At 65.2% G+C, this 25893-nt stretch carries 23 protein-coding genes; 12 read left to right on the top strand and 11 right to left on the bottom strand.

The features are described 5' to 3' along the window. The first annotated feature begins 16 nt into the window (after nt 1–16). From HLH36_RS13785 to HLH36_RS13770, 4 genes are all read left to right on the top strand, one after another. On the top strand, nt 17–943 hold the full coding sequence (locus HLH36_RS13785; protein WP_182986934.1) for a LysR substrate-binding domain-containing protein: 927 nt from the start codon (nt 17–19) through the stop codon (nt 941–943). A gap of 35 nt (nt 944–978) precedes the next feature. Further along, on the top strand, nt 979–2079 hold the full coding sequence (locus tag HLH36_RS13780; RefSeq protein WP_182986933.1) for an NADH:flavin oxidoreductase/NADH oxidase: 1101 nt from the start codon (nt 979–981) through the stop codon (nt 2077–2079). A gap of 389 nt (nt 2080–2468) precedes the next feature. Continuing rightward, entirely contained in the window at nt 2469–3014 is a 546-nt protein-coding gene (locus tag HLH36_RS13775; protein WP_182986932.1) for a Dps family protein, read from the top strand. A 298-nt stretch (nt 3015–3312) separates the two neighbouring features. Further along, on the top strand, nt 3313–4092 hold the full coding sequence (locus HLH36_RS13770) for an acetoin reductase (RefSeq protein ID WP_182986931.1): 780 nt from the start codon (nt 3313–3315) through the stop codon (nt 4090–4092). 27 nt (nt 4093–4119) lie between these two features. Here the strand turns inward: HLH36_RS13770 and HLH36_RS13765 are convergent, their stop codons facing one another. Further along, nucleotides 4120–5469 carry a cytochrome P450 gene (locus tag HLH36_RS13765; protein ID WP_182986930.1) on the bottom strand — a complete coding sequence of 450 codons (1350 nt, stop codon included), beginning with the start codon at nt 5467–5469 and terminating at the stop codon, nt 4120–4122. Nucleotides 5470–6021: 552 nt separating this feature from the next. Here HLH36_RS13765 and HLH36_RS13760 point away from each other — a divergent pair. After that, nucleotides 6022–7041: a polyamine ABC transporter substrate-binding protein gene (locus tag HLH36_RS13760; protein WP_182986929.1), complete on the top strand. Its 1020-nt coding sequence runs from the start codon at nt 6022–6024 to the stop codon at nt 7039–7041. Further along, nucleotides 7028–8665 carry a GGDEF domain-containing protein gene (locus HLH36_RS13755; protein WP_182986928.1) on the top strand — a complete coding sequence of 546 codons (1638 nt, stop codon included), beginning with the start codon at nt 7028–7030 and terminating at the stop codon, nt 8663–8665. The genes HLH36_RS13760 and HLH36_RS13755 overlap by 14 nt, the downstream gene beginning before the upstream one ends. Here the strand turns inward: HLH36_RS13755 and HLH36_RS13750 are convergent. The 4 genes from HLH36_RS13750 to HLH36_RS13735 form a co-directional block, all read right to left on the bottom strand. Then, nucleotides 8598–9074, bottom strand: coding sequence for a GAF domain-containing protein (locus HLH36_RS13750; protein WP_182986927.1), 477 nt, complete (start codon nt 9072–9074; stop codon nt 8598–8600). The two genes, HLH36_RS13755 and HLH36_RS13750, sit on opposite strands and share 68 nt — an antisense overlap. Nucleotides 9075–9252: 178 nt before the next feature. Further along, a complete protein-coding gene (locus HLH36_RS13745) occupies nt 9253–9537 on the bottom strand; it encodes a SelT/SelW/SelH family protein (RefSeq protein WP_182986926.1) in 285 nt (94 codons plus the stop codon). 127 nt (nt 9538–9664) lie between these two features. Then, on the bottom strand, nt 9665–9934 hold the full coding sequence (locus HLH36_RS13740; RefSeq protein ID WP_182968402.1) for an HU family DNA-binding protein: 270 nt from the start codon (nt 9932–9934) through the stop codon (nt 9665–9667). 161 nt (nt 9935–10095) lie between these two features. Beyond that, nucleotides 10096–10863 carry a glucose 1-dehydrogenase gene (locus tag HLH36_RS13735; protein ID WP_182968403.1) on the bottom strand — a complete coding sequence of 256 codons (768 nt, stop codon included), beginning with the start codon at nt 10861–10863 and terminating at the stop codon, nt 10096–10098. A 213-nt stretch (nt 10864–11076) separates the two neighbouring features. On the opposite strand from HLH36_RS13735, the gene HLH36_RS13730 reads away from it, so the two are divergent. After that, on the top strand, nt 11077–12969 hold the full coding sequence (locus tag HLH36_RS13730) for a HAMP domain-containing methyl-accepting chemotaxis protein (protein WP_338030461.1): 1893 nt from the start codon (nt 11077–11079) through the stop codon (nt 12967–12969). 129 nt (nt 12970–13098) lie between these two features. On the opposite strand, the gene HLH36_RS13725 is transcribed toward HLH36_RS13730, so the two are convergent. Then, complete coding sequence (locus tag HLH36_RS13725; RefSeq protein WP_182968405.1) at nt 13099–13668, bottom strand: HNH endonuclease; 570 nt, start codon at nt 13666–13668, stop codon at nt 13099–13101. Between the two features lie 177 nt (nt 13669–13845). Between HLH36_RS13725 and gluQRS the strand changes: the two genes are divergently transcribed. The 3 genes from gluQRS (at nt 13846) to HLH36_RS13710 (ending at nt 17306) form a co-directional block, all read left to right on the top strand. After that, entirely contained in the window at nt 13846–14769 is a 924-nt protein-coding gene (gene gluQRS, locus HLH36_RS13720) for a tRNA glutamyl-Q(34) synthetase GluQRS (protein ID WP_182987021.1), read from the top strand. 109 nt (nt 14770–14878) lie between these two features. After that, a complete protein-coding gene (locus HLH36_RS13715) occupies nt 14879–16081 on the top strand; it encodes a pyridoxal phosphate-dependent aminotransferase (protein WP_182986924.1) in 1203 nt (400 codons plus the stop codon). Nucleotides 16082–16091: 10 nt separating this feature from the next. Next, nucleotides 16092–17306 (top strand): pyridoxal phosphate-dependent aminotransferase, encoded by a 1215-nt coding sequence (locus HLH36_RS13710; RefSeq protein ID WP_182986923.1) that lies wholly within the window; start codon nt 16092–16094, stop codon nt 17304–17306. Between the two features lie 102 nt (nt 17307–17408). Here the strand turns inward: HLH36_RS13710 and HLH36_RS13705 are convergent, their stop codons facing one another. Further along, on the bottom strand, nt 17409–18284 hold the full coding sequence (locus HLH36_RS13705; protein ID WP_182986922.1) for a peptidylprolyl isomerase: 876 nt from the start codon (nt 18282–18284) through the stop codon (nt 17409–17411). Between the two features lie 289 nt (nt 18285–18573). Between HLH36_RS13705 and HLH36_RS13700 the strand changes: the two genes are divergently transcribed. Continuing rightward, on the top strand, nt 18574–20931 hold the full coding sequence (locus tag HLH36_RS13700) for a TonB-dependent siderophore receptor (protein ID WP_182986921.1): 2358 nt from the start codon (nt 18574–18576) through the stop codon (nt 20929–20931). A gap of 39 nt (nt 20932–20970) precedes the next feature. Here HLH36_RS13700 and HLH36_RS13695 read toward each other — a convergent pair whose 3' ends face one another. The 4 genes from HLH36_RS13695 to HLH36_RS13680 form a co-directional block, all read right to left on the bottom strand. After that, nucleotides 20971–22593, bottom strand: a complete 1623-nt coding sequence (locus HLH36_RS13695; RefSeq protein ID WP_182986920.1) for an ABC-F family ATP-binding cassette domain-containing protein — start codon at nt 22591–22593, stop codon at nt 20971–20973. A 92-nt stretch (nt 22594–22685) separates the two neighbouring features. Continuing rightward, nucleotides 22686–23936 (bottom strand): S-methyl-5-thioribose kinase, encoded by a 1251-nt coding sequence (gene mtnK / locus HLH36_RS13690; RefSeq protein ID WP_182986919.1) that lies wholly within the window; start codon nt 23934–23936, stop codon nt 22686–22688. A 228-nt stretch (nt 23937–24164) separates the two neighbouring features. Beyond that, on the bottom strand, nt 24165–24638 hold the full coding sequence (locus HLH36_RS13685; RefSeq protein WP_246376854.1) for a hypothetical protein: 474 nt from the start codon (nt 24636–24638) through the stop codon (nt 24165–24167). 73 nt (nt 24639–24711) lie between these two features. Beyond that, nucleotides 24712–25377 carry a coiled-coil domain-containing protein gene (locus HLH36_RS13680; RefSeq protein WP_182986918.1) on the bottom strand — a complete coding sequence of 222 codons (666 nt, stop codon included), beginning with the start codon at nt 25375–25377 and terminating at the stop codon, nt 24712–24714. Nucleotides 25378–25412: 35 nt separating this feature from the next. Between HLH36_RS13680 and HLH36_RS20090 the strand changes: the two genes are divergently transcribed. Then, nucleotides 25413–25541, top strand: coding sequence for a hypothetical protein (locus HLH36_RS20090; protein ID WP_275943804.1), 129 nt, complete (start codon nt 25413–25415; stop codon nt 25539–25541). Nucleotides 25542–25893: the final 352 nt, after the last annotated feature.

Below are 25893 nucleotides of genomic sequence, written 5' to 3'. Positions count from 1 at the left end.
CGGAGCCGTCGGAAAAATGATCTACGATGAGGTCGGCGATCTGAGGTTTTTCGTGATGCTGGCCGAGGCGCAGAGCATGACGAAGGCCGCGCGCGGCATGGGGACCTCTCCGGCCGTGATATCGCGCCGGCTGGCCAGGCTGGAGGGCAGGCTGGGCAGTTGCCTGGTGAACAGGAGCACGCGGCGGTTCAAGCTGAGCGAGACGGGGCAGATCCTGTACGAACGCGCGCTGCGGATCGTCACCGACATCACCGATCTGGAAGCCGAGATCGCGTCGGCCGAGCGGATGCCGCAAGGCAGCCTGAATATCGGCGCGCCCCTGGAGTTGGGGCGCCGCCTGATCGCGCCCTTCGTCGAAGCCTTCAACGAACGCTATCCGGAGCTGAAGATCGGGCTGGCGCTGGTCAGCGAGGGGCGGCACGAATTCGGCGACTGCCTCGACCTGATCGTGCGGCTGGGCATGCCCGACATGCCGACCGCCATCGTGACGCATCTGGCCTCGACGACGCGCATTCTCTGCGCCTCGCCGGGCTATCTGGCGCACCATCCTGCCCCCGCCACGCTGCAGGACCTCGCGGCACATGATTGCCTGTGCCTGCGGCGCAGCAAGTCGATGACCCTGGTCAATCGCTGGGCGTTCGGCGACGAGGAGAACCGGGAGGTGGTCACGGTGCAGCCGCGCCTGTCCTCGACGAGCTGCGAGGTCATCCATGACTGGGCGTTGTCGGGGCAGGGGATCGCCTACAAGCTGATGTGCGATGTCCATGACGATCTGAAATCCGGCAAGCTGGTGCATGTCCTGCCGGAGCTTTCGGGGGAAGGGATCGATTTCTACGCGCTGCGGCCTCACCGCCAGGGGGCGCGGGCGAATGTGGATGTGTTCCTGCGCGAATTGCGCGCATATCTGAGGCGCTGCGGCGGGTTTTCCTACCGGGCCGCGTAAGGCGAGACTCGCCGAAACATCGAGGGAGGGCATCCATGCCGCAATCGAGGCTGTTCCAGCCGATCAGGATCGGCGGGCTGACGCTGGGCAACCGCATCGTCATCGCCCCGATGTGCCAGTATTCGGCGGTCGAGGGCCGGATGACGGACTGGCATCTGATCCACCTGGGCAATCTGGCGCTGTCGGGTGCCGGCCTGCTGACGATCGAGGCCACGTCGGTGCTGCCCGAGGGGCGCATCACCTATGGCGATGTCGGATTGTGGGATGACGGCACGGAAGAGGCGCTGCGCCGCGTGCTGGACAGTGTGCGGGCGTGGTCGGGCATGCCGGTCGGCATCCAGCTTTCCCATGCCGGGCGCAAGGCATCGTGCGAGGTGCCATGGAAGGGCGGGCGGCAGATCGCGCCCGATGCCGCGAACGGATGGCGGACGGTGGCGCCGTCCGCGCTGGCGTTTACGCCGGATACGCATGCGCCGGACGCCCTGGATCGCGAGGGGATGCGGCGGGTGCGCGAGGCCTTTGCGGCATCGGCGAAGCGGGCGGCGCGGCTGGGGCTGGATCTGGTGCAGCTTCATGCCGCGCATGGCTATCTGCTGCATCAGTTTCTCTCGCCGCTGTCCAACCAGCGGGAGGATGAATATGGCGGCACGCTGGAAAACCGGATGCGCTTTCCGCTGGAAGTGTTCGATGCCGTGCGCCAGGCCTTTCCCGACAGGCCTGTCTCGGTCCGTGTTTCGGGTACCGACTGGGTCGAGGGGGGCTGGACGATCGACCAGACCGTGGCCTTTGCGCAGGGCCTGAAGGCGCGCGGGTGCGATGCCGTGCATGTTTCCAGCGCGGGGTTGAGCCCGTTGCAGGATATTCCGGTGGCGCCCAGCTATCAGGTTCCGCTGGCCCGCGCGGTGCGGCAGCAGGTGGATGTGCCGGTGGTGGCGGTGGGGCTGATCACCGATTTCGACCAGGCCGAGGCGATTGTCGCCACCGGAGATGCCGACATGGTCGGGCTGGCGCGGACGATCCTGTATGACCCGCGCTGGCCATGGCATGCGGCGGCGCATCTGGGGGCGCGGGTGAAGGCGCCGGACCAGTATCTGCGCTGCCAGCCGTCGCGGTACCGGGATCTGTTCTCGGTTTGAGGATCGGTCGCGCGACGGATGAAAAAACGGCACCGCCATCGGGAGGATGGCGATGCCGCGAGAGGTTTCACGGCGCGAGGGTTGGGAAATCGACGGTTGGGAAACTGTCGTGACGCCGTGAGTTCCTGACCAATAGTAAGAATGAATATCAATTGCAACATAAAAGGCGGCATGCCCGGGATGGGGATATGCGCGACGGCTGACGGGAAGGGCAGGCCGTCGGGATATTGGTCTATTGGATAGGGCGGTCCGGAAATCCGCAGGATTCCGGAGCCGGGATGCCTGCGCATGCCGGATATGATTGTTGCGTGACAGCCGGGGATCGGGGTTGCCGATATCGCGGCCGATGCCCACATGGCCTGTCGAACGTCATGTTCATGGAGAAGACAATGTCGAACAAGACCAAGGCCCTGGCTGTCGGCGAGGCCCATGTTCACACCTATCTCGGGACACCGACCGACCTGAAGAAAGACGCGGTCGAGGCCATTTCCGCCGGTTTGCGGACGGTTCTGGCCGATGTCTTCGCGCTCTATATCAAGACCAAGAATTTCCACTGGCATATGAGCGGCCGCCATTTCCGCGACTTCCATGTGCTGCTGGACGAGCAGAGCGACCAGATCTTCGCCATGACAGATCCGCTGGCCGAGCGCGCGCGCAAGCTGGGGGGTACGACCCTGCATTCGATCGGCGAGATCAGCCGCCTGACCAAGGTGGCGGACAATGATGCGCTCTATGTCACCCCGGAAGACATGCTGGCCGAGCTGCGCGAGGACAATCTGGCGCTGACCGGCCGCCTGCGCGCGGTGCATGCGATCTGCGACGAGGGCGGCGACGTGGCGACGGCGAGCCTGCTGGAAGTCTGGATCGACGAAACCGAGCGCCGGACATGGTTCCTGTTCGAATCCACGCGCCCGGCCTTTGGCGGCAATGACTGACGGCGCGGCGCGCGCGTCCCTGTAGGGACCGCGCGCGCCGCCTTCGTCCGGCGACAGTGCCCTTGTGCGGTACTGTCGTGGGGCGGGCGTGATGTTTCCGGTGGCCGCCGTCCGGCCATCGTGATCCCGCCCTTGATGTTCTCTCCACCGGCCACTGTCGCAGGTCCGCGACAGGTGTTGCGCGGACCTGTCACGAGGGCGCGAGAGAGGGGGTGCGGCCTCTTTCGCGCCGCATGCGCCTGTGGCGATCTCATGCCCGGTAGCCGGCGGTTCGCATGGCTGAAGGGGAGAAGATTGCATGGCAATCGCAGGAAAAGTCGCGCTGGTCACGGGCGGGGCCCAGGGAATTGGCCGGGGCATTGCCCTGCGCCTGGCACGGGACGGCGCCGATGTGGCGCTGGTCGATCTCAAGGCCGAGGCGCTGGCCTCGGTGGCGGCCGAGATCGAGGCGATCGGGCGCAGGGCCACGATCTTTGTCGCCGATGTGGGCGACCGCGAGCAGGTGCGGGCGGCGGTCGGCCACGCCGCGCAGGTGCTGGGCGGTTTCGACATCATGGTCAACAATGCCGGCATCGCGCAGGTCAAGGCGCTGGCGTCGGTAACGCCGGAGGATGTGGAGCGGATTTTCCGCATCAATGTCCAGGGCGTGCTGTGGGGCATCCAGGCGGCGGCCGACCGGTTCATCGCCCTGGGCCGGAAAGGCAAGATCATCAATGCATGCTCGATCGCGGGGCATGACGGGTTTGCGCTGCTGGGCGTCTATTCGGCGACGAAATTCGCCGTGCGCGGGCTGACCCAGGCGGCGGCGAAGGAATATGCCAGCAAGGGCATTACGGTGAACGCCTACTGCCCCGGTGTGGTGGGGACGGATATGTGGGTGGAGATCGACCGGCTGTTCTCCGAGATCACGGGGGCGGAGAAGGGGGCGACGTTCCGCAAATATGTCGACGGCATCGCCCTGGGCCGCGCGGAAACGCCGGAGGATGTGGCGGGGCTGGTGTCGTACCTCTCGGGCCCAGATTCCGATTACATGACCGGCCAATCGGTCCTGATCGATGGCGGGATGGTGTATCGCTGACCGCCAGTCGCGCGGAGGGGCGTGCTGTCAGCGGCGGCGCAGCCGGAAGGCCGGGGCGTGGTCGGGCCGCGTCGACAGCACCCCCACCGGCAGCACCGGCCGATGGTCGGCGAGGGTGAGGGCGAAATCCTGGAGCAGCCGTGCCAGCACCAGCACGGCCTCGGTCATGGCCAGTTGCGCGCCGATACAGACATGCGGACCGGCGCCGAACGGCAGGAAGGTGAAACGCGGCGGATCGGGGCGGTCCAGGAAGCGCTGGGGATCGAATTGCGCGGGGGCGTGCCACAAGGCGGGATTGCGGTGCAGCATCCAGAACGGCAGCAGCACCATCGCGTTGCCGGGCAGAGCGTGGCCGCAGAGTTCGGTCTCGCCCACCGTTTCCCGGCCGCTCATGAAGGCGGGTGGATAGAGGCGCAGCGTTTCGCGCACCACGGCGGTGGTGGCGTGCAGGGCGGGCAGGGAGGTGGCGGCGCCATCGGGTGTCAGGTCCTTGTCGCGCGCTTCCCGCGCCACTTCGTCCTGCCAGCGGGGGGATTGGGCCAGCAGCAGGCAGGCCCAGAACAGGACCGACGCCGTCGTTTCGTGCCCGGCGACGATCATGGTGGCGACTTCGTCGATCAGTTCGGAGGTGGTGCCGCCGTCCTGGTCGCCGAATGCCGCCTGCAGCAGGTCGAACAGGTCGCGTGGGGCCTCTGCCTGACCCGGCGTGCGGCGGGCGGCGATGATTTGGCCGACCAGCGCCACCCATTGGCGGCGGAAACGCGCGCGCCGCCAGCCCAGCAGTGTGGGCGTGCCGGGCGGGAGCAGGAAGTCGGACGGGCGCGGGGTGCCGATGCCGGTCATGAAGCGGGTGACGGAATCGCGCAGGGGCTGGTCGAACGCTCCGATATCCAGCGAGAACATGGACACCGCAGCGACATCCAGCGCCAGGCGGCGCATGGCGGAAAACAGATCGACCGGCCGGTCGGTGTCCAGATCGCGGCAACCCCGTTCGGCGCAGGCGGCGATATGCCCGGCCAGCACCGGCACCGTGCGCGGGGTGAAGGCCGGGGCCATGGCGCGGCGCTGCCGCCGCCACGTATCGCCCTCGCTGACCAGCAGGCCGCGCCCGACGATGGGGCTGAGAACGCGCTGGCCGACGCGCATGCGGCGATAATGCCCGGCATCCGATGTCAGGATGGTCTGCATGGAGTCGGGCCCGGCGGCCAGCACCAGCGGACGGCCGAGCGCGCGCAGGCTGACGACCGGTTCCGTCAGGCAACGGGGCGGAAAGGCCGAATAGCCGTTGCGGCGCAGCGCCGCCAGCACGCGGAGGCCCCCGGCGCCTTCCGACAGGAGAGGCGGCATCGGTGGAACGAGGGGGGAGGAGTCGAGCACGCGCGAACCTTCGCTGGACGGGCGGCCAGACTATCCAAACCGGTGGGGGCGGGAAAGCATGGACGGTGCGCGGGAGGGGTGCGATCGCTCTCCGCGATCCAGGGGCGCATCATTGTTATCAATATTGCCGTCAATTATAATCATTGATTCAAGATCGAAATAAACTTCTGTCGTGTGTGCGCGATTGTGGTAGGGATTATAAGGCGTTCGGCAATTCCAGCCTGCCGCGTGCGCCGCCTCTTCCGGAGAGTTGATTGCGAGAGCGAAATGCGTAATAGCACGTCGGCGATACTTGGCGGCGGCTCGGTTGAGATTGCTCGTCTTTCTTCGTTGTGACGACCGATATGGGCATGCGGACACAACACTGCCGGACGAGGCGATTTTTTGACGGATTGGTATAGCGTGCGCGCCTGTCGGGAAGGCTGTTTGAAAGGGCGATCTGCCGGGCGGGTGTGCCGCCGGGGGCTGAGTGCGGCGTGGGCGGCTGGTCGCGTCGGGGCATCGGCGGGCCGGTCTTCCCGTTGGCCTGTCCTGCTGGGGACAGGCGTTTTCATGCTGGTCCTGTCGGTCCTGCGGCCTTTCGAGGCGCATGCCAATGCCTTGAACCTGCTTGTCTGGAAATGGGGAATCAGTCCCGAATTGGTGCGGGCATGGACAGCCATGACCGGCGTCGAGATCAACCAGATCGTCTTTGATAATGGAGACCGGCGGGACCTGTTGATCGCGAATGTCAATGCGCCGGTCGATCTGGCCGTGATCGACAGTGCGCATGTTCAGGCATTTGGCGCGCGGGGGCTGCTGCTGGACCAGTCCGGCCTGTCGCTGCCCGAGACGGCGCGGAGCGAGGACCGGTGGCGCGGCATGTGCGGGCGTTACGGCGTGCCTTATAGCTGGGGGAATACCGGAATTGTCTATCGCGCCGATCGTCTGAAGGAGGCCCCGCAATCCTGGGCGGACCTGCTGAAGCCGGGGCCCGCCCTGGTGGGGCATATCGCCATGACCGACGACCAGGAGGAATTGCTGGCCGCCGCCCTGAATTTCATGGGACGCCCGATGAACAGCGGCGATCCGGGAGACCTGCGGCGGGCCTTCGAACTGCTGCGCGCGCAGGCGCCCGCCGTGCTGACCTACGGGCTGCCATCGACCGCGCAGCAGCGTCGGGATGTAAGGGGCCAGATCTTTATCGGCCTGGGCGGAACGGGAGACCAGAAGACATTGAACATGGCCGGCGGGGGAAAGGAGGTCTGGCGTTTCGTGACGCCGCGCGAGGGGGCGATGGTGTGGACCGACTGCCTGGTCGTGCTGAAGCGTGCGCATAATCCGGGCCTGGCGGAACGGTTCGTCGCGTTTCTGGCGCAGCCGGACAATGGGGCGGCGAATGCGATCTTCCTGCGCCAGCCGCCGACCAACCCGCATGCGGCCGCATTGCTGCCGGATACGATGCGCGACGACCCGCAGATCTATCCGCCGCCGGGCTATCCCATCATCTATCGCGGGCCCTTTCCGACCGACAGCCTGCCGTTGCGGCGCCGTATCCTCAGTGCCCTGCTGGCGATCCATGACACTCAATAGACGCGCGTTCGCGGTCCTGTTCCCCATCGTCCTGCTGGGTCATATCCTGGCGGGCGGGGCGGCGTATCTGGGCTATCGCCATGCCCTGATCACGCAGAACATGGCCAGGCTTCAGCAGAATCTGTCACAGCTCCAGAGCGCCTATGCCGAATATGCGGCGCTGGATTCGCAATTGCTGTATGTCGTGCGCAACAGCTCCGCCTTCCTGACCTTTATCGATGAAAGCGACGCCGAATACCGGACGAGGGTTCTGGCGATCGGTGTCCAGGACAGTCTGCAATCGCTGGTTCCCAATGACGGGACGAGCGTGTCGTGCAGCATCTTTCAGTCGGACGGCAGGCAGATCTTCTATTTCGACAACGGGTCCGACCCGTTCCAGACGCTGGGGACGGGCCAGTCGGCATTCGCGCATGCGGTGCTGAACGACGAGGTGGCCTCGCGTTCGGGGCTGGTGACCGAAGGAGACGGCACGACCTATCTGGTGATGGCGGGGAAAGTGCAGGCGCGTACCGGTGGCGTGGGGCTTGTGGGGCCGCAGCCGGATCAGTCGCTCGTTATGCAGGTTGCGGTGCGGCCCCGCCGTTTCGAGATGATCCGGCGCACCATGGCCCATGAATATGGTGCGCCGGTCGAACTGGGCGGCACGCCGCAGATATCGTATCGGGAATTATCCGCCGGTATCGCGCTGGCTCCGGGCCTCTATGCGCATGAAACCCCCTCCGTCGCCTATCTGCGCGGCCCGCTGACGCGCTTTGCCGCCGTGACCGGCCTGTTCGTCATCGGCCTCAGCCTGGTGTCGGTGTGGGTGCTGATGATGCTGGTGCGCCGCTATGTCATCGCACCGGTCGAGGAACTGGACCGCCAGGTGACGGCGATCATGGAAAATCGCCGGAACGATATCGACGTGCCCGACATGGGGGAAGTCGGCCGGCTGGCGGCGAATGTGCGGATGCTGCATGGCCAGTTGACGCGATCGCTGCGCCAGATCCGACAATTGTACGAGACGGATTCGGTGACCGGGATCGGCAACCGGATCTATTTCAACGACAAGCTGGACCAGTTCTTTCACATCAGCGCCACGACCGGCCGTCCGCTGACGATGCTGTTCATCGACCTGGACAATTTCAAGCAGGTCAATGACGTGCATGGTCACCGGACCGGAGATGCGCTGCTGGGCGCGGTGGCGAATGCCTTGGCCGCCACGGTGCGCGATGCGACCGAGGACGGTGTCGGGGCGATGGGAGTCGTGGCGCGGCTGTCGGGCGACGAGTTCACCGCACTGATGCTGGCCGATCCGCGTGGGGACGTGGTCAGGAGGCTGATCGATGCGTTTCTGCTGAAGTTTCGCGGCGGCTTCCGCGTCGATGCCGTCACCTATCCCGTGACGGCCAGCATCGGGGTGGCGGCGGTGCCGGACGATGCCGATACACCGGCGTATCTGTTATCGTGCGCGGACCATGCGATGTATCACGCCAAGGCTGCGGGCCGGAATACGGTGGCCTTCCATGCCGACCTGCCCCGCGATGGCACCGCCGTGGTGACCTTGGAGCGGGGCGTCATGCCGGAAGAGCGCGGACGAGCAGTGCGGCCACCTCTTCCACACGTTTCCGGTCCTGCGGCGTGAAGCGGTCGCGGATCGGGCTGTCGATATCCAGCACCCCGATCAGCCGGTCGCCGGCGATGAGCGGAACCACGATTTCCGAGGCCGAGGCCGCATCGCAGGCGATGTGGCCGGGAAAGGCGTGGACATCCGCCACCACGATGGTCTCGCGCCGGCTGGCCGCGGCGCCGCAGACGCCCTTGTCCAGCGGGATGCGGGTGCAGGCGACCCGGCCCTGGAACGGCCCCAGGACCAACTGGTCGTCACGCAGGAAATAGAAGCCGGCCCAGTTGATGCGGGGCAGCGCCTCGAACAGCAGGGCGGCGACATTCGCCGCATTGGCGATGAGATCGGGCTCTCCGGCCAGGATCGCCTCGACAGCGCCGAGCAGGTCGTCGGGGGTGACGCGTTGATCGGCAGGCTGGTGGGTCATGGACATGCTCCGGTCGTCGAACGTCAGCCCCTCTTACTGCGAAGCGCGATGAAGTGGAATGTGGGGGTAGAAACGATGCCCGGAGCGCGCAGGGTTCGTGGAGGGTGGAGGCGGCTGCAAAAGCCCCGATGGTGAGTGGAAGCGTGGCTGGCGCCAGCGGGGCTTTTGCAGCCGCCTCCTAGCGGTCGGTGTGGCCTAGGGACCGTTGCGGATCTACAATGTCCCGCACGCGCTGCTTCAGTTCTTTCGGGCCGGGGAAGCCGCCGTCGCGCGTGCGTTCCCACAGCAGGCTGTCATCCAGCATGATCTCGAAGCGGCCGCCGCTGTCGTCGGGGATCAGTGCGACCTCGCCCAGCGCGGCGCCGAAGGTCGAGAGGAGTTCCTGCGCCATCCAGGCCGCGCGCAGCAGCCAGTTGCAGCGGGTGCAGTAGCGGATCGTCAGGCGCGGGTGCTGGGTGGGCATGGCGGGGGCTTTCCCAAGGCGATGGGCGGAGCCATTCCGCCCGGCCGGTCCCGGATGGGAACGCGGCCGGTCCCGCAAAGGATGCATGGGGGCGGACCGGCCGCCCCTCCGATGCCGGTTGGGGGGGTCAGACCGCCTTCTTGAGGTTCGGGCTGGCCTTGAAGCGGACGGTCTTGCCGGCCTTGACCTTCACCGACTCGCCGGTGCGGGGATTGAGTGCCTTGCGGGCCTTCGTCTTGTGCACGGTGAACGTGCCGAAGGAGGGGAGCGTGAACCCGCCTTCCTCGTGCAACGTGGCCACGATCGCATCGATCAGGTCGTTGGCGGCCTTGCCGGCGGCAACGCCCGTGCAGTTAAGAGAATCCTGAAGAACGGCGGCGATGAAAGCCTTGCTCATGGAGGAGCGTGTCCCAATGGTTAAAGATGTCGGGACGGTAGCAGCGGGACCGGAAAAATGTCTAATCCCATCGTAACGAAATGTGCCTGGAACATCGCCTTTTGAAGCGTATGTGGACGAAAAGCTGCTTGCGGCGGCTCTTCGCCCCGTAAAACCGGTGCTTACTGGGCGGTATAGCCGCCATCGATGACCAGTTCGCTGCCGGTCATGAATTTCGATTCGTCGGATGCGAGGTAGAGGATGCCGTAGGCGATGTCGTCGGCCTCGCCCAGATGCCCCACGGGATGCAGCGCCTCCAGCCGTTTGCGGGCGGCGAGCTGGTCGGCGGTTTCGCCGGTCAGGCCCTGGACCATCGGGGTCCAGATATAGCCGGGATGGACCGAGTTGACGCGGACCCGGTAGCCGGAGCGGGCGCAATGCAGGGCCGCCGATTTGGTGAACAGGCGCACGCCGCCCTTGCTGGCATTGTAGGCGGCCAGGGTCGGATCGCCGATCAGCCCCTCGATCGAGGACAGGTTGATGATCGACCCGCCATGGTCCTTCATCGCGGCGACGGCGGCCTTCGTGCCCAGGAAGACGCCGTCGAGATTGATCGACTGCACGCGGCGCCAGTCGTTCAGGCTGGTGCTTTCCACCGTGCCGGAATAGGCGATGCCGGCATTGTTGACCAGGATATCCAGCCGCCCGAAGCGCGCCAGGACAGCGGCGATGGCCAGCGTCCACTCATCTTCGCGGCTGACATCCAGCGGGACGAACAGGGCCTCGCCCCCGGCCGCCTCGATTTCGGCCACGACGGCGTGGCCTTCATCTTCCTTCAGGTCGGCGACGGCGACCTTGGCGCCCTCGCGGGCCAGCATCAGGGCGGCGGCCTTGCCGATGCCGAGGGATGCGCCGGTGACGATCGCGACTTTGCCGGAAACACGTGCCATGACGGCGCTCCATGATCAGAAAGGGGGTGCAGTATGATGAGAGCGCCCGCCCGGATTCCATGATCTGGGTCAAGGATGGTGCCGGCGTGCCGCTCCACCGACGGTCGATCGGCAAAGTAAATATAATCTTCATAATTCGCTCGGCGGATTGACTGTAGGGTCGCGCGCGTATCCCCGCCATTCCGGCCGTGGGCGGCGGCGTGCGTCCATCATGTGGGGAAACGGGCGCCAGATAGAGCGAAAGGGTGGCCTGTGCGATCGCTTGGCATCAAAGGGTCGTTGAGTATCGTTCTGTTTTTTATCGCCCTTTCCTGTGTGTTCTCCGGGTTGTTTTCGATAGGGGGCCTGACCTATGTGAATGGCCGGGTCGAGGCGATTACCAACAAGTCGCTTGCGAGCATCAAGGCACTTTCGACCCTGCGCACCGAGATCCAGAATTTCCGGGGCATCGAAATCACGCAGCTTACCGCGTCGTCGCAGGATGATTTCACGAAGCTCTCGGGCGAGAGCGACGTGGCCTCGGACAAGATCGCCCATGCCATCGACCAGTATGTTCCGTTCATCACGACGGATCGCGAGCAGGCGCTGTTCCATAACATTCAGGAGCAATGGTACCAGTACAAGGACCTGCACGACGAGACGTTCAAGGCCTGGTCGGTTGCCCGGGACCATGCCCACGCCATTGCTACGGCCGGCCAGGATCTGGTCGATGCGGAGGAAACGGTTTCGGAGACCCTGACTTCGTTCCTCGATGGCAGCATCAAGGATGCGGCCTCGTATGGTGTTCAGTCGGAGGCTGTCTACAGGACGACGATCCGACGGGTCTATGCGGCTTATTCCGTGCTGTTCGTCGTGATGCTGGTGGCGGTTCTTGTGGTTCTGTACAAGATTCTGCGGCCGCTGCAGTGGATCAATACGTCCATCACCAGGCTGGCGGGCGGCGAGACGGACCTGGTCTTTCCGATGGACAGGACGGACGAGATCGGTGCGATTTCCCGTTCGCTTGAGGTCTTTCGTGTCGCCGCGATTGCGAAGCAGGAACTGGAGCGGGATGCCGAGGGCCAGCGCCGGCGCGCGGAGGCCGAGCGTGCCGCCATTCAGGAGCAGGCCGAGGCGGAGGCGCGGGAATGGCTGCTGCGGGCCACCAGCGCGCTGGCGGACGGGCTGAGGCGGATGGCGGGCGGCGATCTCTCCTTCCAGATCACGACCCCGTTCTCGGCGGAATTCGAATCCCTGCGCGGTGATTTCAACCAGTCCCTGGCCCAGCTTGGCGCGGCCTTCGGCCAGATGTCGGGCGCCGTCCGCGTGATCCGCGACGGGACTCATGAACTGGCGGCCGGGGCGGAGAATCTGGCGCGCCGGACCGAACGTCAGGCCGCGGCGCTGGAGCAGACGAACGCGGCGGTGTCGGGGATCGTCCGGAGCGTGGCGGATACGGCGGAGCGGTCGGAAAATGCCCACCGGATCGGCGTGCGGGCGCGCGAGGCGGCGGCGACCTCGCGCACCGTCACGCTGGAGACGGAAGAGGCGATGAGCCGGATCGAACGGGGATCGGAGAGGATCGCCGCGATCGTGGACATGATCGACAATGTTGCCTTCCAGACCAATATCCTGGCGCTGAATGCCAGTGTCGAGGCTGCTCGGGCCGGGGAGGCGGGCAGGGGCTTCACCGTGGTGGCCAGCGAAGTGCGCCTGCTCGCGCAGAAATGCGCCGATGCCGCCCGGGATGTGCGGAGCGTGATCCGCGCGACTACCGCCGACGTGAAGGATGGCTCGAGCCGGGTCAGGGATTGCAGCGGGGCGCTGCGCACGATTTCCGATTTTATCGGCGAGATGGGGGGGCATCTGGATGCCATCGCCGTGGCGGCGAAGGAGCAATCGTCCAGCCTGTCGGAGATCAATGCCGCCGTGGGTTCGCTGGATCAGACGACGCAGCAGAACACGAATGTTGCCGAGAGATTCAGCGAAACATCCCGGCGGCTGGCCGCTGAGGGGCGGCGGCTCGACGGTCTGGTTGAAACATTCCGTCTGCCGGAGGCGCGCGGTCCCGGACCGGCTGTCGCGGTAAGGAAAACCACCGTGGAACCGGCGCTGCTGTCAGGGTGAGGGGCGCCGCGGCGGCCGAACCTGATATTCGGCCGTGGAAAACGCATGACTGATCGCGGCCATCGCGCCTTTCCGGTCAGGCTCCGCCACGGGCAGCCTGCCGGGAAAGGCGTGCGGGAGCGGGAGCCGTCAGGTATCCAGTTCGCTGTCCCAGTATAGATAATCCCGCCAGCTCTCATGCAGGTAATTCGGCGGGAAGGAGCGCCCGTTTTCCTGCAATTCCCAGGTGGAAGGCTGGGCGGGCGTGCGGCGCGGATACATATGGAGTTCATACGGCATCCGCGAGCCCTTCATCAGATTGCAGGGGCTGCAGGCGGTGACGACGTTTTCCCACGTGGTGCGGCCGCCCTTGCAGCGGGGGATGACGTGGTCGAACGTCAGATCGTGGGTCGGCAGGCGATCAAGGCAATATTGACAGGAGAAATTGTCGCGCAGGAAGACGTTGAAGCGGGTGAAGGCGGGTCGGCGGGCGGTCGGGATATAATCCTTCAGCGCGATGACGCTGGGTAATCGGAGCGACCGGCTGGGAGAGCGGACTTCCTCGTCATATTCGCTGAGGACCGAGACCCGGTCGAGGAACACCGCCTTGATGGCATCCTGCCATGACCAGAGCGAGAGCGGAAAATAGGAAAGCGGCCTGAAATCGGCGTTCAGGACCAGGGCCGGATAATGTGGACTGCCAGCAAGCAAGGGGCGCATCCTTTCGCGATGCCGCCACACCATCACCAGGCGTTGTTACTCAAAATCCGAACGCCGAATGATATGCGCCGTTGAGAACCTTCAATCCATATCGCAAATATTCCGCGTTTCCGCAAGGGAGGCGGGGGCATGCGTGCCAGTCCGGCGACGGGGCGACGGGTGAGGGAGCGTGGCGGTATGATGGCATCCTGCTGTTTTCAGGGTGGAAATCGGGGTGGCGGGCGGGGCTGGGTGACGCGTTTTGCGCCCAGTCCGACCGGTTTTCTGCATCTGGGGCATGCTGCCGCAGCGCTTGCGGCATGGAAGGGGGCCGGCGAGTCGGGTGGGCGTTTCCTGTTGCGGATCGAGGATATCGATCCCGGCCGCTGCCGGGTGGAATATGAAGAGGCGATCCTTGAGGATCTTGCCTGGCTGGGCATCGTGCCGGATGGGCCTGTCCGCCGGCAGTCCGACCATATGGCGGATTATCGCGCCGTGCTGGACGGGCTGGCAGGGCGGGGGCTGCTCTATCCCTGTTTCTGCACCCGCGCCGATATAAAGCGCGAAGCGGCCGAGGCCGCGCATGCGCCCCATCAGGCCCCCGACGGCACGCTGGCCTATGGCGGCGCCTGCCGTGGCCTGTCGGCGGCGGAGCGGGCCGAGCGCATTGCCCGGGGCGTACCGCATGTGCTGCGGCTGGACATGGCGCGTGCGATGCGGGAGGCGGGCGGCGAGGTCATGAGCTGGCACGAATGGGAGGATGGGGGCGGGCGGCGGGTGCTGTCGGCACCGGTCGCGCCGTTTGGCGATGTGGTGCTGGCACGCAAGGATTGCCCGGCCTCCTATCATCTCTGCGTCACCCATGACGACGCGTTGCAGGGGGTCAGCCTGGTGACGCGGGGCGAGGATCTGCGCCCCGCGGCGGCGGTGCATCGCCTGTTGCAGGTGCTGATGGGCTGGCCCGCGCCGGATTATCTGCACCATCCCCTGCTGCTGGATGAAGATGGCCGGCGGCTGGCCAAGCGCGACCGGGCGCAGACCCTGCGCGCGCTGCGCGAGGCGGGATGGAGCCCGCAGGCCGTGCGCGACGCGGCGACGGGAAAAGCGCCCTTTCCGGCGTGATCTGCTGCGATCGGCGGTTTCCTCGGCCCGCGCTTCGCATTACGGTGTGCGCCCGCATCGGCCCGCCCGTGGTGCCGGTGTGTTCCCCCGTTACTGTGGACTTGGTGTCATGGATCTTATCGCCGCCCGTCTGAACAAGGTCAGCCCCAGCCAGACCATCGCCATTTCGACCAAGGCGCGTGCCTTGAAGGCGGCTGGACAGGATATTATCAGCCTGTCGGCCGGCGAGCCCGATTTCGACACCCCGCAGAACATCAAGGACGCGGCGATCCGCGCGATCGCGGAGGGGCAGACCAAATATACCGACGTGGCCGGCACGCTGGCGCTGCGCCGGGCCGTGGCCGAGCGGTTTCGCGTCGATTCCGGACTGGATTACACGGCCGAGGAGATCATCGTCTCGACCGGCGGCAAGCAGGTGATCTACAACGCCATGGTCGCGACCCTGAATCCGGGGGACGAGGCGATCATCCCCGCGCCGTGCTGGGTGTCGTATCCCGACATCGTGGCGCTGGCCGACGGCGTGCCGGTGATCGTGCCGTGCCCGGCGGAGACCGGCTTCAAGCTGCGGGCCGAGGATCTGGAGGCCGCGATCACGCCCCGGACCAAATGGTTCTTCCTCAACTCGCCCTGCAACCCGACCGGGGCGGCCTATTCCGCCGAGGATCTGCGACCGATCTGCGACGTGCTGCTGCGGCATCCGGATGTGTGGATCTTCACCGACGATATCTATGACAAGCTGGTCTATGACGGTTTCGTGCCCGCGACCATCGTGCAGGTGGAGCCGAAGCTGCGCGAGCGGACGGTGACGATGAACGGCGTGTCGAAGGCTTATGCCATGACCGGCTGGCGCATCGGCTTTTCGGGCGCGCCGGCCGTGCTGACCAAGGCGATGAACAAGCTGCAGAGCCAGTCGACCTCGGGCACCTGCTCGATCAGCCAGGCGGCGGCGCTGGAGGCCCTGTCGGGGCCGCAGGCGTTCATCGGCGAGATGGTGGCAGCCTATCAGGACCGGCGCGACCTGGTCGTCGGGATGCTCAACCAGGCCAAGGGGCTGAGCTGTCATCGGCCGGAGGGGGCGTTCTATGTCTTCCCGTCGGTCGAGGGTTGCCTGGGCAAGGTGAGTGCCGGCGGACGCACCATCGGCAATGACGAGGATTTCGTCACCGCGCTGCTGGAGGAAGAGGGCGTGGCGGCGGTGCATGGCGCGGCCTTCATGTTCGCCGGCCATTTCCGCATTTCCTATGCCACGGACACGGAGAGCCTGCGCGAGGCGTGTGCCCGCATCCAGCGCTTCTGCGCCGGCCTGCGCTGAGGACCGGTACATGACATCGGAGGAGCCCGGCTTCGCCGCCCGCACCGGGCGGCTGGAATCGCCCGCCACCATCGCCATGGCGGTGCGGGCGCGGGCGCTGCGGGCCGAGGGGCATGAGGTGCTGTCGCTGGCGCTGGGCGAGCCGGATTTCGCCACCCCGCGCGCGGTGATCGAGGCCGCGCATCGGGCCGCGCTGGACGGGCAGACGAAATATCCGCCCGTCGATGGCACCCCGGCGCTGAAGACCGCGATCGCGCGCAAGTTCGCGCGCGAGAACGGGCTGGAATACGCGCTGTCGGAGATCATGGTTTCCAACGGCGGCAAGCAGGTGATCTTCAACGCCTTCATGGCGACCATCGATGCCGGCGACGAGGTGGTGATCCCCGCACCCTACTGGGTCAGCTACCCGCTGGCGGCGCGGCTGTTCGGCGGCGTGCCGGTGGCGGCCGAATGTCGCGAGGAAGACGGATTCCGTCTGACCGCCCCGGCGCTTGAGGCTGCGATGTCGTCGCGCACGCGCTGGGTGGTGCTGAACTTTCCCAGCAATCCGACCGGGGCGGTGATGGGGCTGACGGATCTGGAAGCCGTGGCCGAGGTGCTGCGCCGCTATCCGCAAGCGTGGATCTTGTCCGACGAGATCTACGAACATCTGGTCTTCGACGGGGCGCGCCATCATTCGCTGGCGGCCGTGGCGCCGGATCTGGCGTCGCGCATCCTGACGGTGAACGGGGTGTCGAAATCCTACGCCATGACCGGCTGGCGCGTGGGCTATGCGGGTGGGCCGGAACGGCTGATCCGCATGATGACGCGGATTCAGGGCAATGCGACCTCGGGCATCTGTTCGGTCGCGCAGGCTGCCGCCGCTGCCGCGCTGGATGGGCCGGCGTCGCTGATCGCGGAGATGCGCGATACCTATGCGCGGCGCCGCACGATGGTGGTGGAGGCTCTGCGCGCCATTCCCGGCGTCACCTGCGCCATGCCGGAGGGGGCGTTCTATGCCTATCCGGGCATTGCCGGCTGCCTGGGGCGGACCAGCCGGGGCGGGCAGGCGGTGCGGACGGATGAGGATTTTGCCCGCGCCCTGCTGGACGAGCAGCATGTGGCCTGCGTGCATGGCAGCGCCTTCGGGCTGGGGTCTTACCTGCGCCTCTCCTGCGCCACCAGTGACGATGTGCTGCGTGAAGCCTGCGCGCGGATCGCCGATTTCGTAGCCGGCCTGCGATAGAGGAAGATTTGTTCGTTCAGGGAAATCTTGTGCCCCCGGCACAAGGTCCCTGAACGAACAAAAGTTTTTTGGTTCTTTTTTTCAAAAAAGAACAACGCGACTTCACGGTTTCAGCCGCACAGGCACCGGCACATTGCACAGCGCGACGCCATGGGCGGGGCGGACGAAGAACGGGTCCGTACGGTTGGCGCGGGCGTTCAGGTAATCCGTGAATGTGGGGCTGTCGGTGCGCATGACCTGAAGATGCGGCTGCCTGGCGCTGGGCAGGTCGGCGGCGAGCGAGATGCTCCGGATCGCGACGTTCCGGGCCTTGCTGGCGTAAAAGCCCAGGGCGGCCGTGCCGCGCGGCAATGCGCCGAGACGCTCCATGCCGGTGAGAACCCGCCCCACGATGGCGAGATTGCGGTCGAGCTGGCGGGGGGCTTCGCTGTTGACGGCGTACAGCTCCTGCCCGTCGCCGGTATCGGGGGGCATGTCGCGCCCGACGCCGACCATGCCGTAGCAGTGGGGGAGCCAGACCCGGTCGCCATCCGCGGCGACGGCCCATCCTGACGAGAACCCGGTCGATGGCGCGTAGGGATCGGGAAAGCCGAGCGGACGAATGGCAATATCCTGACGCGTGCGATCATATTCCGCTGGTGGATGGGCGATAAAGCCTGCGGGGGGCTTGGCCTTTTCGTCGCGCGCGGCCCATTGCACGACATAATTGTCCTGCACGCGGATGATCGCGCCGCCATCCCACCAATGCGCGCGCGCCAGATGCACGATATTGCCGGTGTGGATTGGTGCGAATTGGGGGGCGAGTTCGATCGCGACCTGCGCGCCGTCGGCCAGCGTCATGACCAGCAGCCGGTCCGGTGGCACGTCGGCCCAGGCGGCGTCGGGCGCGTGGGCCACGATCTCGGAGGGGCTGGGGCTTGGTGCCGCCGCCGCCGCATTGGGCAGGAGCAGGGCGAGGATCGGCAGGAAACGGCGCATGAGAGTGATCATGCCTGCGGTAAGAGGATGACGGCAAGCGTGGAAGCCAGGGGGATGGCCATATCCATCCTTTCGTCCCTGGCCCGCTGAAAGGTCGCCCGGGTGGACGAACGCCATGGGCATTCTTCCAGCATCCTGTTTCGCGGACCTGTATTATTCCGGCAACAGTCTGTGATTATATCCACCCATATACAGATCTATGTACGGAGGTATATAGACAGCCCCGTCTCAGGGCGGGCAGAAAAACACATCTTACGTTCTTTGTTCATAGTCCGGATGCGCCAGATTCATGCCCCATCGTTTTCATGCCCTGTTCATCGCCGGCACGTTTGGCGCCTCTCTGCTGGCCACTTCGGCGCTGGCTGCACCGCCTGCTTCCACACCGCAGGGCAGGACTGGCAGCCTGGCCGCCGTAAAAACGCCCCCCGCCAGGACGCCGGCTGCCGGAACATCGGCCACCACGGCCCCGATCGCCGGGATACTGGATGGTTCCAACGGCGAGACCGTGACCGTTCATGGCCATCATGCGGCGGACGGCACGGCCGCCAAATATATGAACAAGAGCGTCTATCTCGGGCCGCTGGGCAATCGGGACACGCTGGATACGCCTTATTCCATCATGGGCGTTCCGCATGACGTTGTGGTCAACCAGCAGATCCGCAACATCAACGACATGGCGCAGTATCTGCCCTCGGTGCAGCTCGAAATCCGGGGCGACCCCAATACGTCCCGCCCGCAGTCGCGCGGGTTCGAGGCCGATGTGGTCGCCAATTCCCGCCTTGACGGGCTGAACGTGGTGTCCACCACCCCTTATCCGGCCGAATGGGTCGATAACCTGCAAGTCCTCAACGGTCTGGCCGGGGCGATGTATGGGCCGCAGAATCCGGCCGGCGTCTTTGAATATACGCTCAAGCGCCCGACCGACCGGCGGACCGAACGGCTTTCGGTCGGGGTGGATTCCATCGGCACCCCCATCGTCAATGGCGATATCTCCGGTCGTGTCGGCAGGAATGGCTGGTTTGGCTACCGCCTGAACATGCTGCATGCCGATGGCACGGCCTACGCGTCGGGAAGCTGGATACGGCGCGAAATGGTCAGCGCCGATTTCGATATCCACCTGGACGACAGGACGGTTATCGAGATTGACGCCAGCCATTATACCTACGCCGCGCGTGGCCTGGCGCCAGGCTTCGGGATTCCTGCCGGCACCGCCGCCAACCCCACCGGTATTGGCGGGCAATTGCCCGAGGCACCTGATCTGGGCAAGCGTCTGGCTCCTGACTGGAGCGGCTATAACATGGAGACCAATACGTTCCTCGCCAAGGTCAGGCATCAGATCAGCGAGGATTGGAGCTTTACGCTGGGTGGGCTCTACCAGGATGCCATGCGGCAGTCCTTCGGTATCAGCGATACGCTGACCGCGGCTGGCGGAACGGATGGGTTCTATTCTGCGAAGGCCACTGCGACAACGACGGCAAACGATTTCCGCGTCGGCAGCAACATGGCGTATTTCAACGGCCGTGTTTATACCGGGCCGATCAGGCATGACCTGGTCATCGGCACCAACGGGTACATGATGGGAAATTATAACCCGACACGTGCGGTAACACCTGCGCAGAGCCTGGGAACATACAATATGTATGCTGCCGCGCCCATCAGCGGCACGCAGCCTTATTATCGGGGTCGTTACAAGTCCAGTACCATTACCAGCCAGTCCATTATCGTGGGCGATACGCTGACGATCAACAGACATTGGTCGATCATGGGTACGCTCGCCTGGAGCTGGATCGACCAGGCGGGCGCGCTGAATGCCAGCAGTGCGCTGAAAAAGACCTTTTCGGCCGACGCGGCTTTCAGCCCGACGACCAGCCTGATGTATAAACCGACCGACAACCAGACCTTCTATTTTACCTATGGACGGTCGGTCGAGGCGGGGCCGGTGACGCCGAACAGTCAATATTATACCAATACAAACATCGCATTGCCGATTGCGCATTCGGAAGAATATGAAGTCGGCTATAAATTGCGCTATCAGAAAATGCAGCTCAACATTGCGGGTTTCCGCATGACGTCGCCTTATGCGATGTATGTCGGCGCGGCAAATGGCACGTGCGCGGGCGGCACGACGTGCCAGACCTACACATATGGCGGAACGCAGCGCAATTATGGGGTGGAAGCCCAGGTTTCGGGCGAAGTGCTGCCGAACCTCTCGGTTCTTGCCGGCATGACCTGGCTGGATGCGGAACTGGTCGACAGCAGGACCGCCGCCTATGACAACAAGGAGATTGTGGGCGCGGCACCGTTGCAGGCCAGTCTGCTGCTGGATTACCGCCTGCCGGCTTCATTGGGCGCCTTCGCGTCGGGCTGGGCCTTCAATGCCGGTATCCATTATATGGGCAACCGCGCGGCCAACGTGACCAACACGCTGCATACCGGATCGTACACGACGCTGGAACTGGGTACGCGCTATGCCTTCCATGTCGCCCGGTTTCCGTGGGTCGCGCGTTTCGGCGTCAGCAACGTGACCAACGAACGGTATTGGGCATCGGTTTATACGGGTGCGCCGAGCGGGACGTCGGGCGCGGCATCAACCCTGTATGCGGGCCTGCCGCGCGTCTACCACTTCACCCTTTCGGCGGAGTTCTGAGGGCCGGTCTGTGGCTGGCGGTCGCCTGTGGATAAAGCGTCAGGCATGCAGGCCTGGCGCTTCGCGGCCGGTCCGGGCGACATATTCGGTATAGCCGCCGTCGTAGCGATGGATGCCTTCCGGTGTCAGTTCCAGGACGCGGTTGGACAGGGCGGCCAGGAAATGACGGTCGTGCGAGACGAAGAGCATGGTGCCGTCATAATCGGCCAGGGCGGTGATCAGCATTTCCTTGGTGGCGATGTCGAGATGGTTGGTCGGTTCGTCGAGCACCAGGAAGTTCGGCGGATCGTACAGCATCAGCGCCATGACCAGGCGGGCCTTTTCGCCGCCGGAGAGCACGCGGCAGAGTTTGTCGACATCGTCGCCGGAGAAGCCGAAACCGCCGGCCAGCGCCCGGAGCGAGCCCTGGGCGGCGAGGGGGAAGGCGTCGTTCAGGGTTTCGAAGATCGTGCGGTCGCCGTCCAGCAGGTCCATGGCGTGCTGGGCGAAATAGCCCATCTTGACGCTGCCGCCGAGCGTGACCGTGCCGGCATCGGGTTCGGTGGTGCCGGTGACCAGCTTCAAGAGTGTCGATTTGCCTGCGCCGTTGACGCCGAGTACGCAGCAGCGCTCCTGCCGGCGGATCAGCAGGTCGAGATCCTGATAGATCACCCGGCTGCCGTATGTCTTGTCCACGCCGCGCAGATTGACGACCGCGTCGCCCGACCGGGGGGCTTGCGGGAAGGTGAAGGCGAGCGTCTGGCGGCGCTTCGGCGGCTCGACGCGGTCGATCTTGTCCAGTTTCTTGACCCGGCTCTGCACCTGTGCGGCATGTGACGCGCGGGCCTTGAAGCGTTCGATGAAGGCGACTTCCTTGGCCAGCATCGCCTGCTGGCGGTCGAACTGCGCCTGCTGCTGCTTCTCGTTCAGGGCGCGCTGCTGCTCGTAGAATTCGTAATCGCCCGAGAAGCTGGTCAGGACGCCGCCGTCGATCTCGATCACCTTGTTGATGATGCGGTTCATGAAGGCGCGATCATGCGAGGTCATCAGCAGGGCGCCGTCATAGCCGGCCAGGAACTGCTCCAGCCAGATCAGGCTTTCCAGGTCGAGATGGTTGCTCGGTTCGTCGAGCAGCATCACGTCCGGCTTCATCAGCAGGATGCGGGCCAGCGCCACGCGCATCTTCCATCCGCCCGACAGGCGGCCGACATCGCCGTCCATCATTTCCTGGCTGAAGCCCAGCCCGTGCAGGACCTCGCGGGCGCGCCCGTCCAGCGCGTAGCCGCCCAGTTCCTCGAAGCGGGCCTGGACCTCGCCGAACTGTTCGAGGATGGTGTCCAGCTCGTCGAACCGTTCCGGGTCGGCCATCGCCGTTTCCAGCTCGGCCAGTTCCGCCCCGATCTCGGCCACCGGGCCGGCCCCGTTCATCACCTCGGCGACCGCGCTGCGGCCCGACATCTCGCCCACGTCCTGGTTGAAGAAGCCGACAGTGACCCCGCGATCGGTCAGGATATGGCCTTCATCCGGTTCTTCCTGGCCGGTGATCAGGCGGAACAGCGTCGTCTTGCCCGCGCCGTTCGGGCCGACCAGCCCGATCTTCTCGCCCTTCTGCAGCGCCGCCGAGGCCTCGATGAAGATGACGCGATGGCCATTATGCTTGCTGATAGTGTCGAGACGGATCATGGGGCCTCAGATGCCGAAGGGGGGGCGGAGCGGGAGCGCCCTTATTGCGCAGCCCTTGTACCCCGTAAACAGTGGGGCGGCACGGCGTGCGTTCAGGCCGCCCGTGCGGCGGCCAGCGCGCCGAGTGCCGAGATGGTGGGTGTGCGTGCCGGTTCTGCCAGCATGTCGCGGGCCAGGCGCAGGGCGGCTTCCTGTCTGGCTGCGCGGGCGGTGCGGTCCGTGATGAGGTCGAAATCGGCGACGTGGGCGTAGCCGGTGGTGCGGCGGATGATTTCCAGCGCGGCGAAGGCGATCGTGTCGGCTTCGATGTCGTCGAGGAACTGGGTCTGCACCTGTTGCAGGGATGCGGGATCGTCGCGGAACAGGGGGGCGGCGTAGGCGTCGCCGGATTGGCCGCATGCGATCGCGTTGGTCCAGAGGGTAGTGAAATCCTGCCGGAAATGGGTCCAGAACCGGTCGATGTCGCGAAGCGCACGGGCTCGGCCCTCGGGCGCGGGAGTGGCGAACAGGTGCATCAGCAGGTTGCCGACGAACAGGCCGCAATCGAAGCCGATCGGGCCGGGGAGGGCGAACTCGCCGTCGATGACGCGGGTGTCGCTGCCCGAGACCATGACCGAGCCGGTGTGCAGGTCGCCATGCAGCAGGGCCTGCTGGCAGGTGAGGAAACGGGCCTGCATCTGTCCCACCCGTCGGCGCACGGCCGGATCGGCGCGCAGGGCGGCCACCGTGGCATCCAGTTCCGGGCTGAGCCAGCGATTGCGCGGGTGGGGGTGGTACGGGTCGGTCAGCACCAGGTCGACGGTGATGCGGGTGAGCGTGTGATTGCGGGCGAAGGGGGCCAGCAGGGTCGACGCATCCTCGAATTTCAGGGCCAGCGGCGAGGTCGGGAAGGTTGCGCGGGCGACGAAGCGACCGATGGCGGCCGCCGCGTCGGGCCAGTCGCCGCCCTGCATCAGCCCATGGCGCAGCACCACATGGCCGTCCAGGCTTTCGACCACCAGCACGAACAGGTCGGGATCGAAATGCAGCAATTCGGTCGTCAGGTCGCCGACATGGGGGCGGACGGCGCGCAGATAGGCGGCCTCGAACGCCGTGCGGTCCAGCGGCATTTTCCAATTCGGGTCGACCCGGACATGGGGCAGGGACTGCTTGAAGCAGATGCCGCCGGCCGGGCCGTCGACCAGGAACACATTGTTGAGGTTGCCGTCGCTGACCTCGTGCACCCGCCACACGTCGGGCTGGCCGCCCAGGCGCGCCGCAAGGGCGGGTTGGGCGGCGAGAAACGCGCGGATGCCGGCCGGGTCCAGTGTGCGATAGGCCGTGGGGGAGGCGGGTCGGGTCATGCTCTGTGTCTCGTAACCGGGTCGTCGGTGCGGGAGGATAGCATGCCGGGCCGGAAACGGCGTGGGGGTGGCTGCCGCCCCAGCGGACGATTGCGGAATATCTGGGCGCCAATCTGACGACCGTGACCCGCGCCTTTACCGAGGCGCGGGGGAAAGCCACTGGCGGCATACGGGGCCGAAGGCGACCCTTCGGCCTCCGGTTGCCTATGTCGTGCCTGCTCATAATCGTTACTCGCCCGGCATGGTACCGCCGGGGCGGGCAGGGCGCAGAAGGTACAGGATTTCGATGATCAGGCCGGGGAGCAGGATCATTCCCGTCGCGGCGCCGGCCAGCCAGAAGGCCACGAGCCCGGCGGCCAGCGAGGCGGCCATGACGATGCGGCCGGCTGCGCTGAGCGCCACGACGAACAGCACGGCGCTGGCGGCGCTGGCGATGGCGGCGGCCAGTGTGCGCAGGGGGTGAGAGAGCAGTTCCATCCCCATGCCGCCGACGACATTGCCCATGACCCGCGCATGGTCCGTCTGTCCGGCCATGCCGAACAGGAAGGAAAAGGGCAGGAACAGGATGCCGAAAATATCGCGCAGCAGCAGGAAAAGCCCGTTGACCAGCGGCGCCATCATCAGGATTGCGGCCGCGCCGGCCATGCTGGCGATGACCAGGACGATCGCGAGCCGTTCAAGCATGATGGAAAAGCGGGGCATGCTCCGCGTGCCGCGGATCAAGGGCCGGCGCGCCAATCCGCGCGAACGGGCCGTATTGTCCGGATGATCGGGCCTATTTCTTCCTGATCCACCATTTCACGGGCTCGGGTTCGTCCTCGAGCACCTCGGGGGCCGGGGCGCGGCGGGGACGGGGAACCGGTGCGGGCCTGGGCGGCTGGGGGGCCGCGGCGCGCGTCCTGGGAGTGGAAAGCTCCTCTGTCAGGCGGGCGATTTCGGCACGGGCCGCGGACAGGCTGGATCGCAGGGCGCGGATTTCCTCGTCACGGCTGGCCAGTCCGGCCTGAGCTTCGGCCAGGATGATATCGGCATGGCCGATGCGGGTTTCCAGCGAGCGCAGGCTGGTCTGGGCATCGTGGCTGGCGCGGTCGGCATCGTCACGCTGCTTTTGCAGCAGCTTGACTTGCTGGCGCAGGCGCTCGATTTCGCCGCCATCGTCCTGCGGCGCATGCATCGCGCGGGCCGTGGGGCGGTTCAGGACATGATGTTCGACCCGGACATCGCCGTCCTGGACGAATTTCCGCCGCCGCTGTGCCGCATCGAAGGGACGGGCGTTGGCGCGGGGCGCCGATGGCGCGGAGGAAGCCGGGGTGGATTGTTTCGAACCGAGACGGGACAGGGCGAGACGCAGCGCCTGTTCGTTGACCTCATCGCGATTGTCGATGTCGGGCTGTTCGGTATCTGCGGAAAAGGGGAAGGTATCGTTATAGGATGCGGACATGGGGGCTCTCAAACAGGAGATGAAAATCGTGGGGAATGTTTGAAAATATGCCGATGTGGGGGCGTTTTTCTTGTCTTGTTCATTTCATTCCGGACGAAACGGAAGCTGTTGTTGCGCTGCGCCGAATGACCGACCGCCGGTTCAAGGCAGGCAACCGGTTCTGAACCGGTGGGTGCGAAGCGCATTATGGATAAGAGAATTTGATCCAATAAGTTTCATATACTCTCTTTCCCGAAGAAAATGCAAGGCCGGGCTGATCGCATGTTCTTCCGGTGCTGTGCGCTGAATTGATACCGCATGTGCAAAATTTCACCCTTGTGCAATATTTAGAATTAAATTGTCGTAAATAATTACGAATATTGCCGTATTGAATGGATAGATTGTGTATTTTTTGTGTTCATTGTGGGATTTTGTTTCTGTGGAAGGTGATTCTTTCTTCTATTCTATTGTATTTTTGGTATAGCATTGGAATGTTGTAATTGTTTATTGTTTAAATCCTGATGATTTTGGATGGGT

It is taken from the genome of Gluconacetobacter aggeris (genome assembly GCF_014174395.1).
GTDB lineage: Bacteria > Pseudomonadota > Alphaproteobacteria > Acetobacterales > Acetobacteraceae > Gluconacetobacter > Gluconacetobacter aggeris.
Note: the sequence above shows the minus strand (reverse complement) of the source record. Positions and strands in the feature narration are given on the sequence as shown.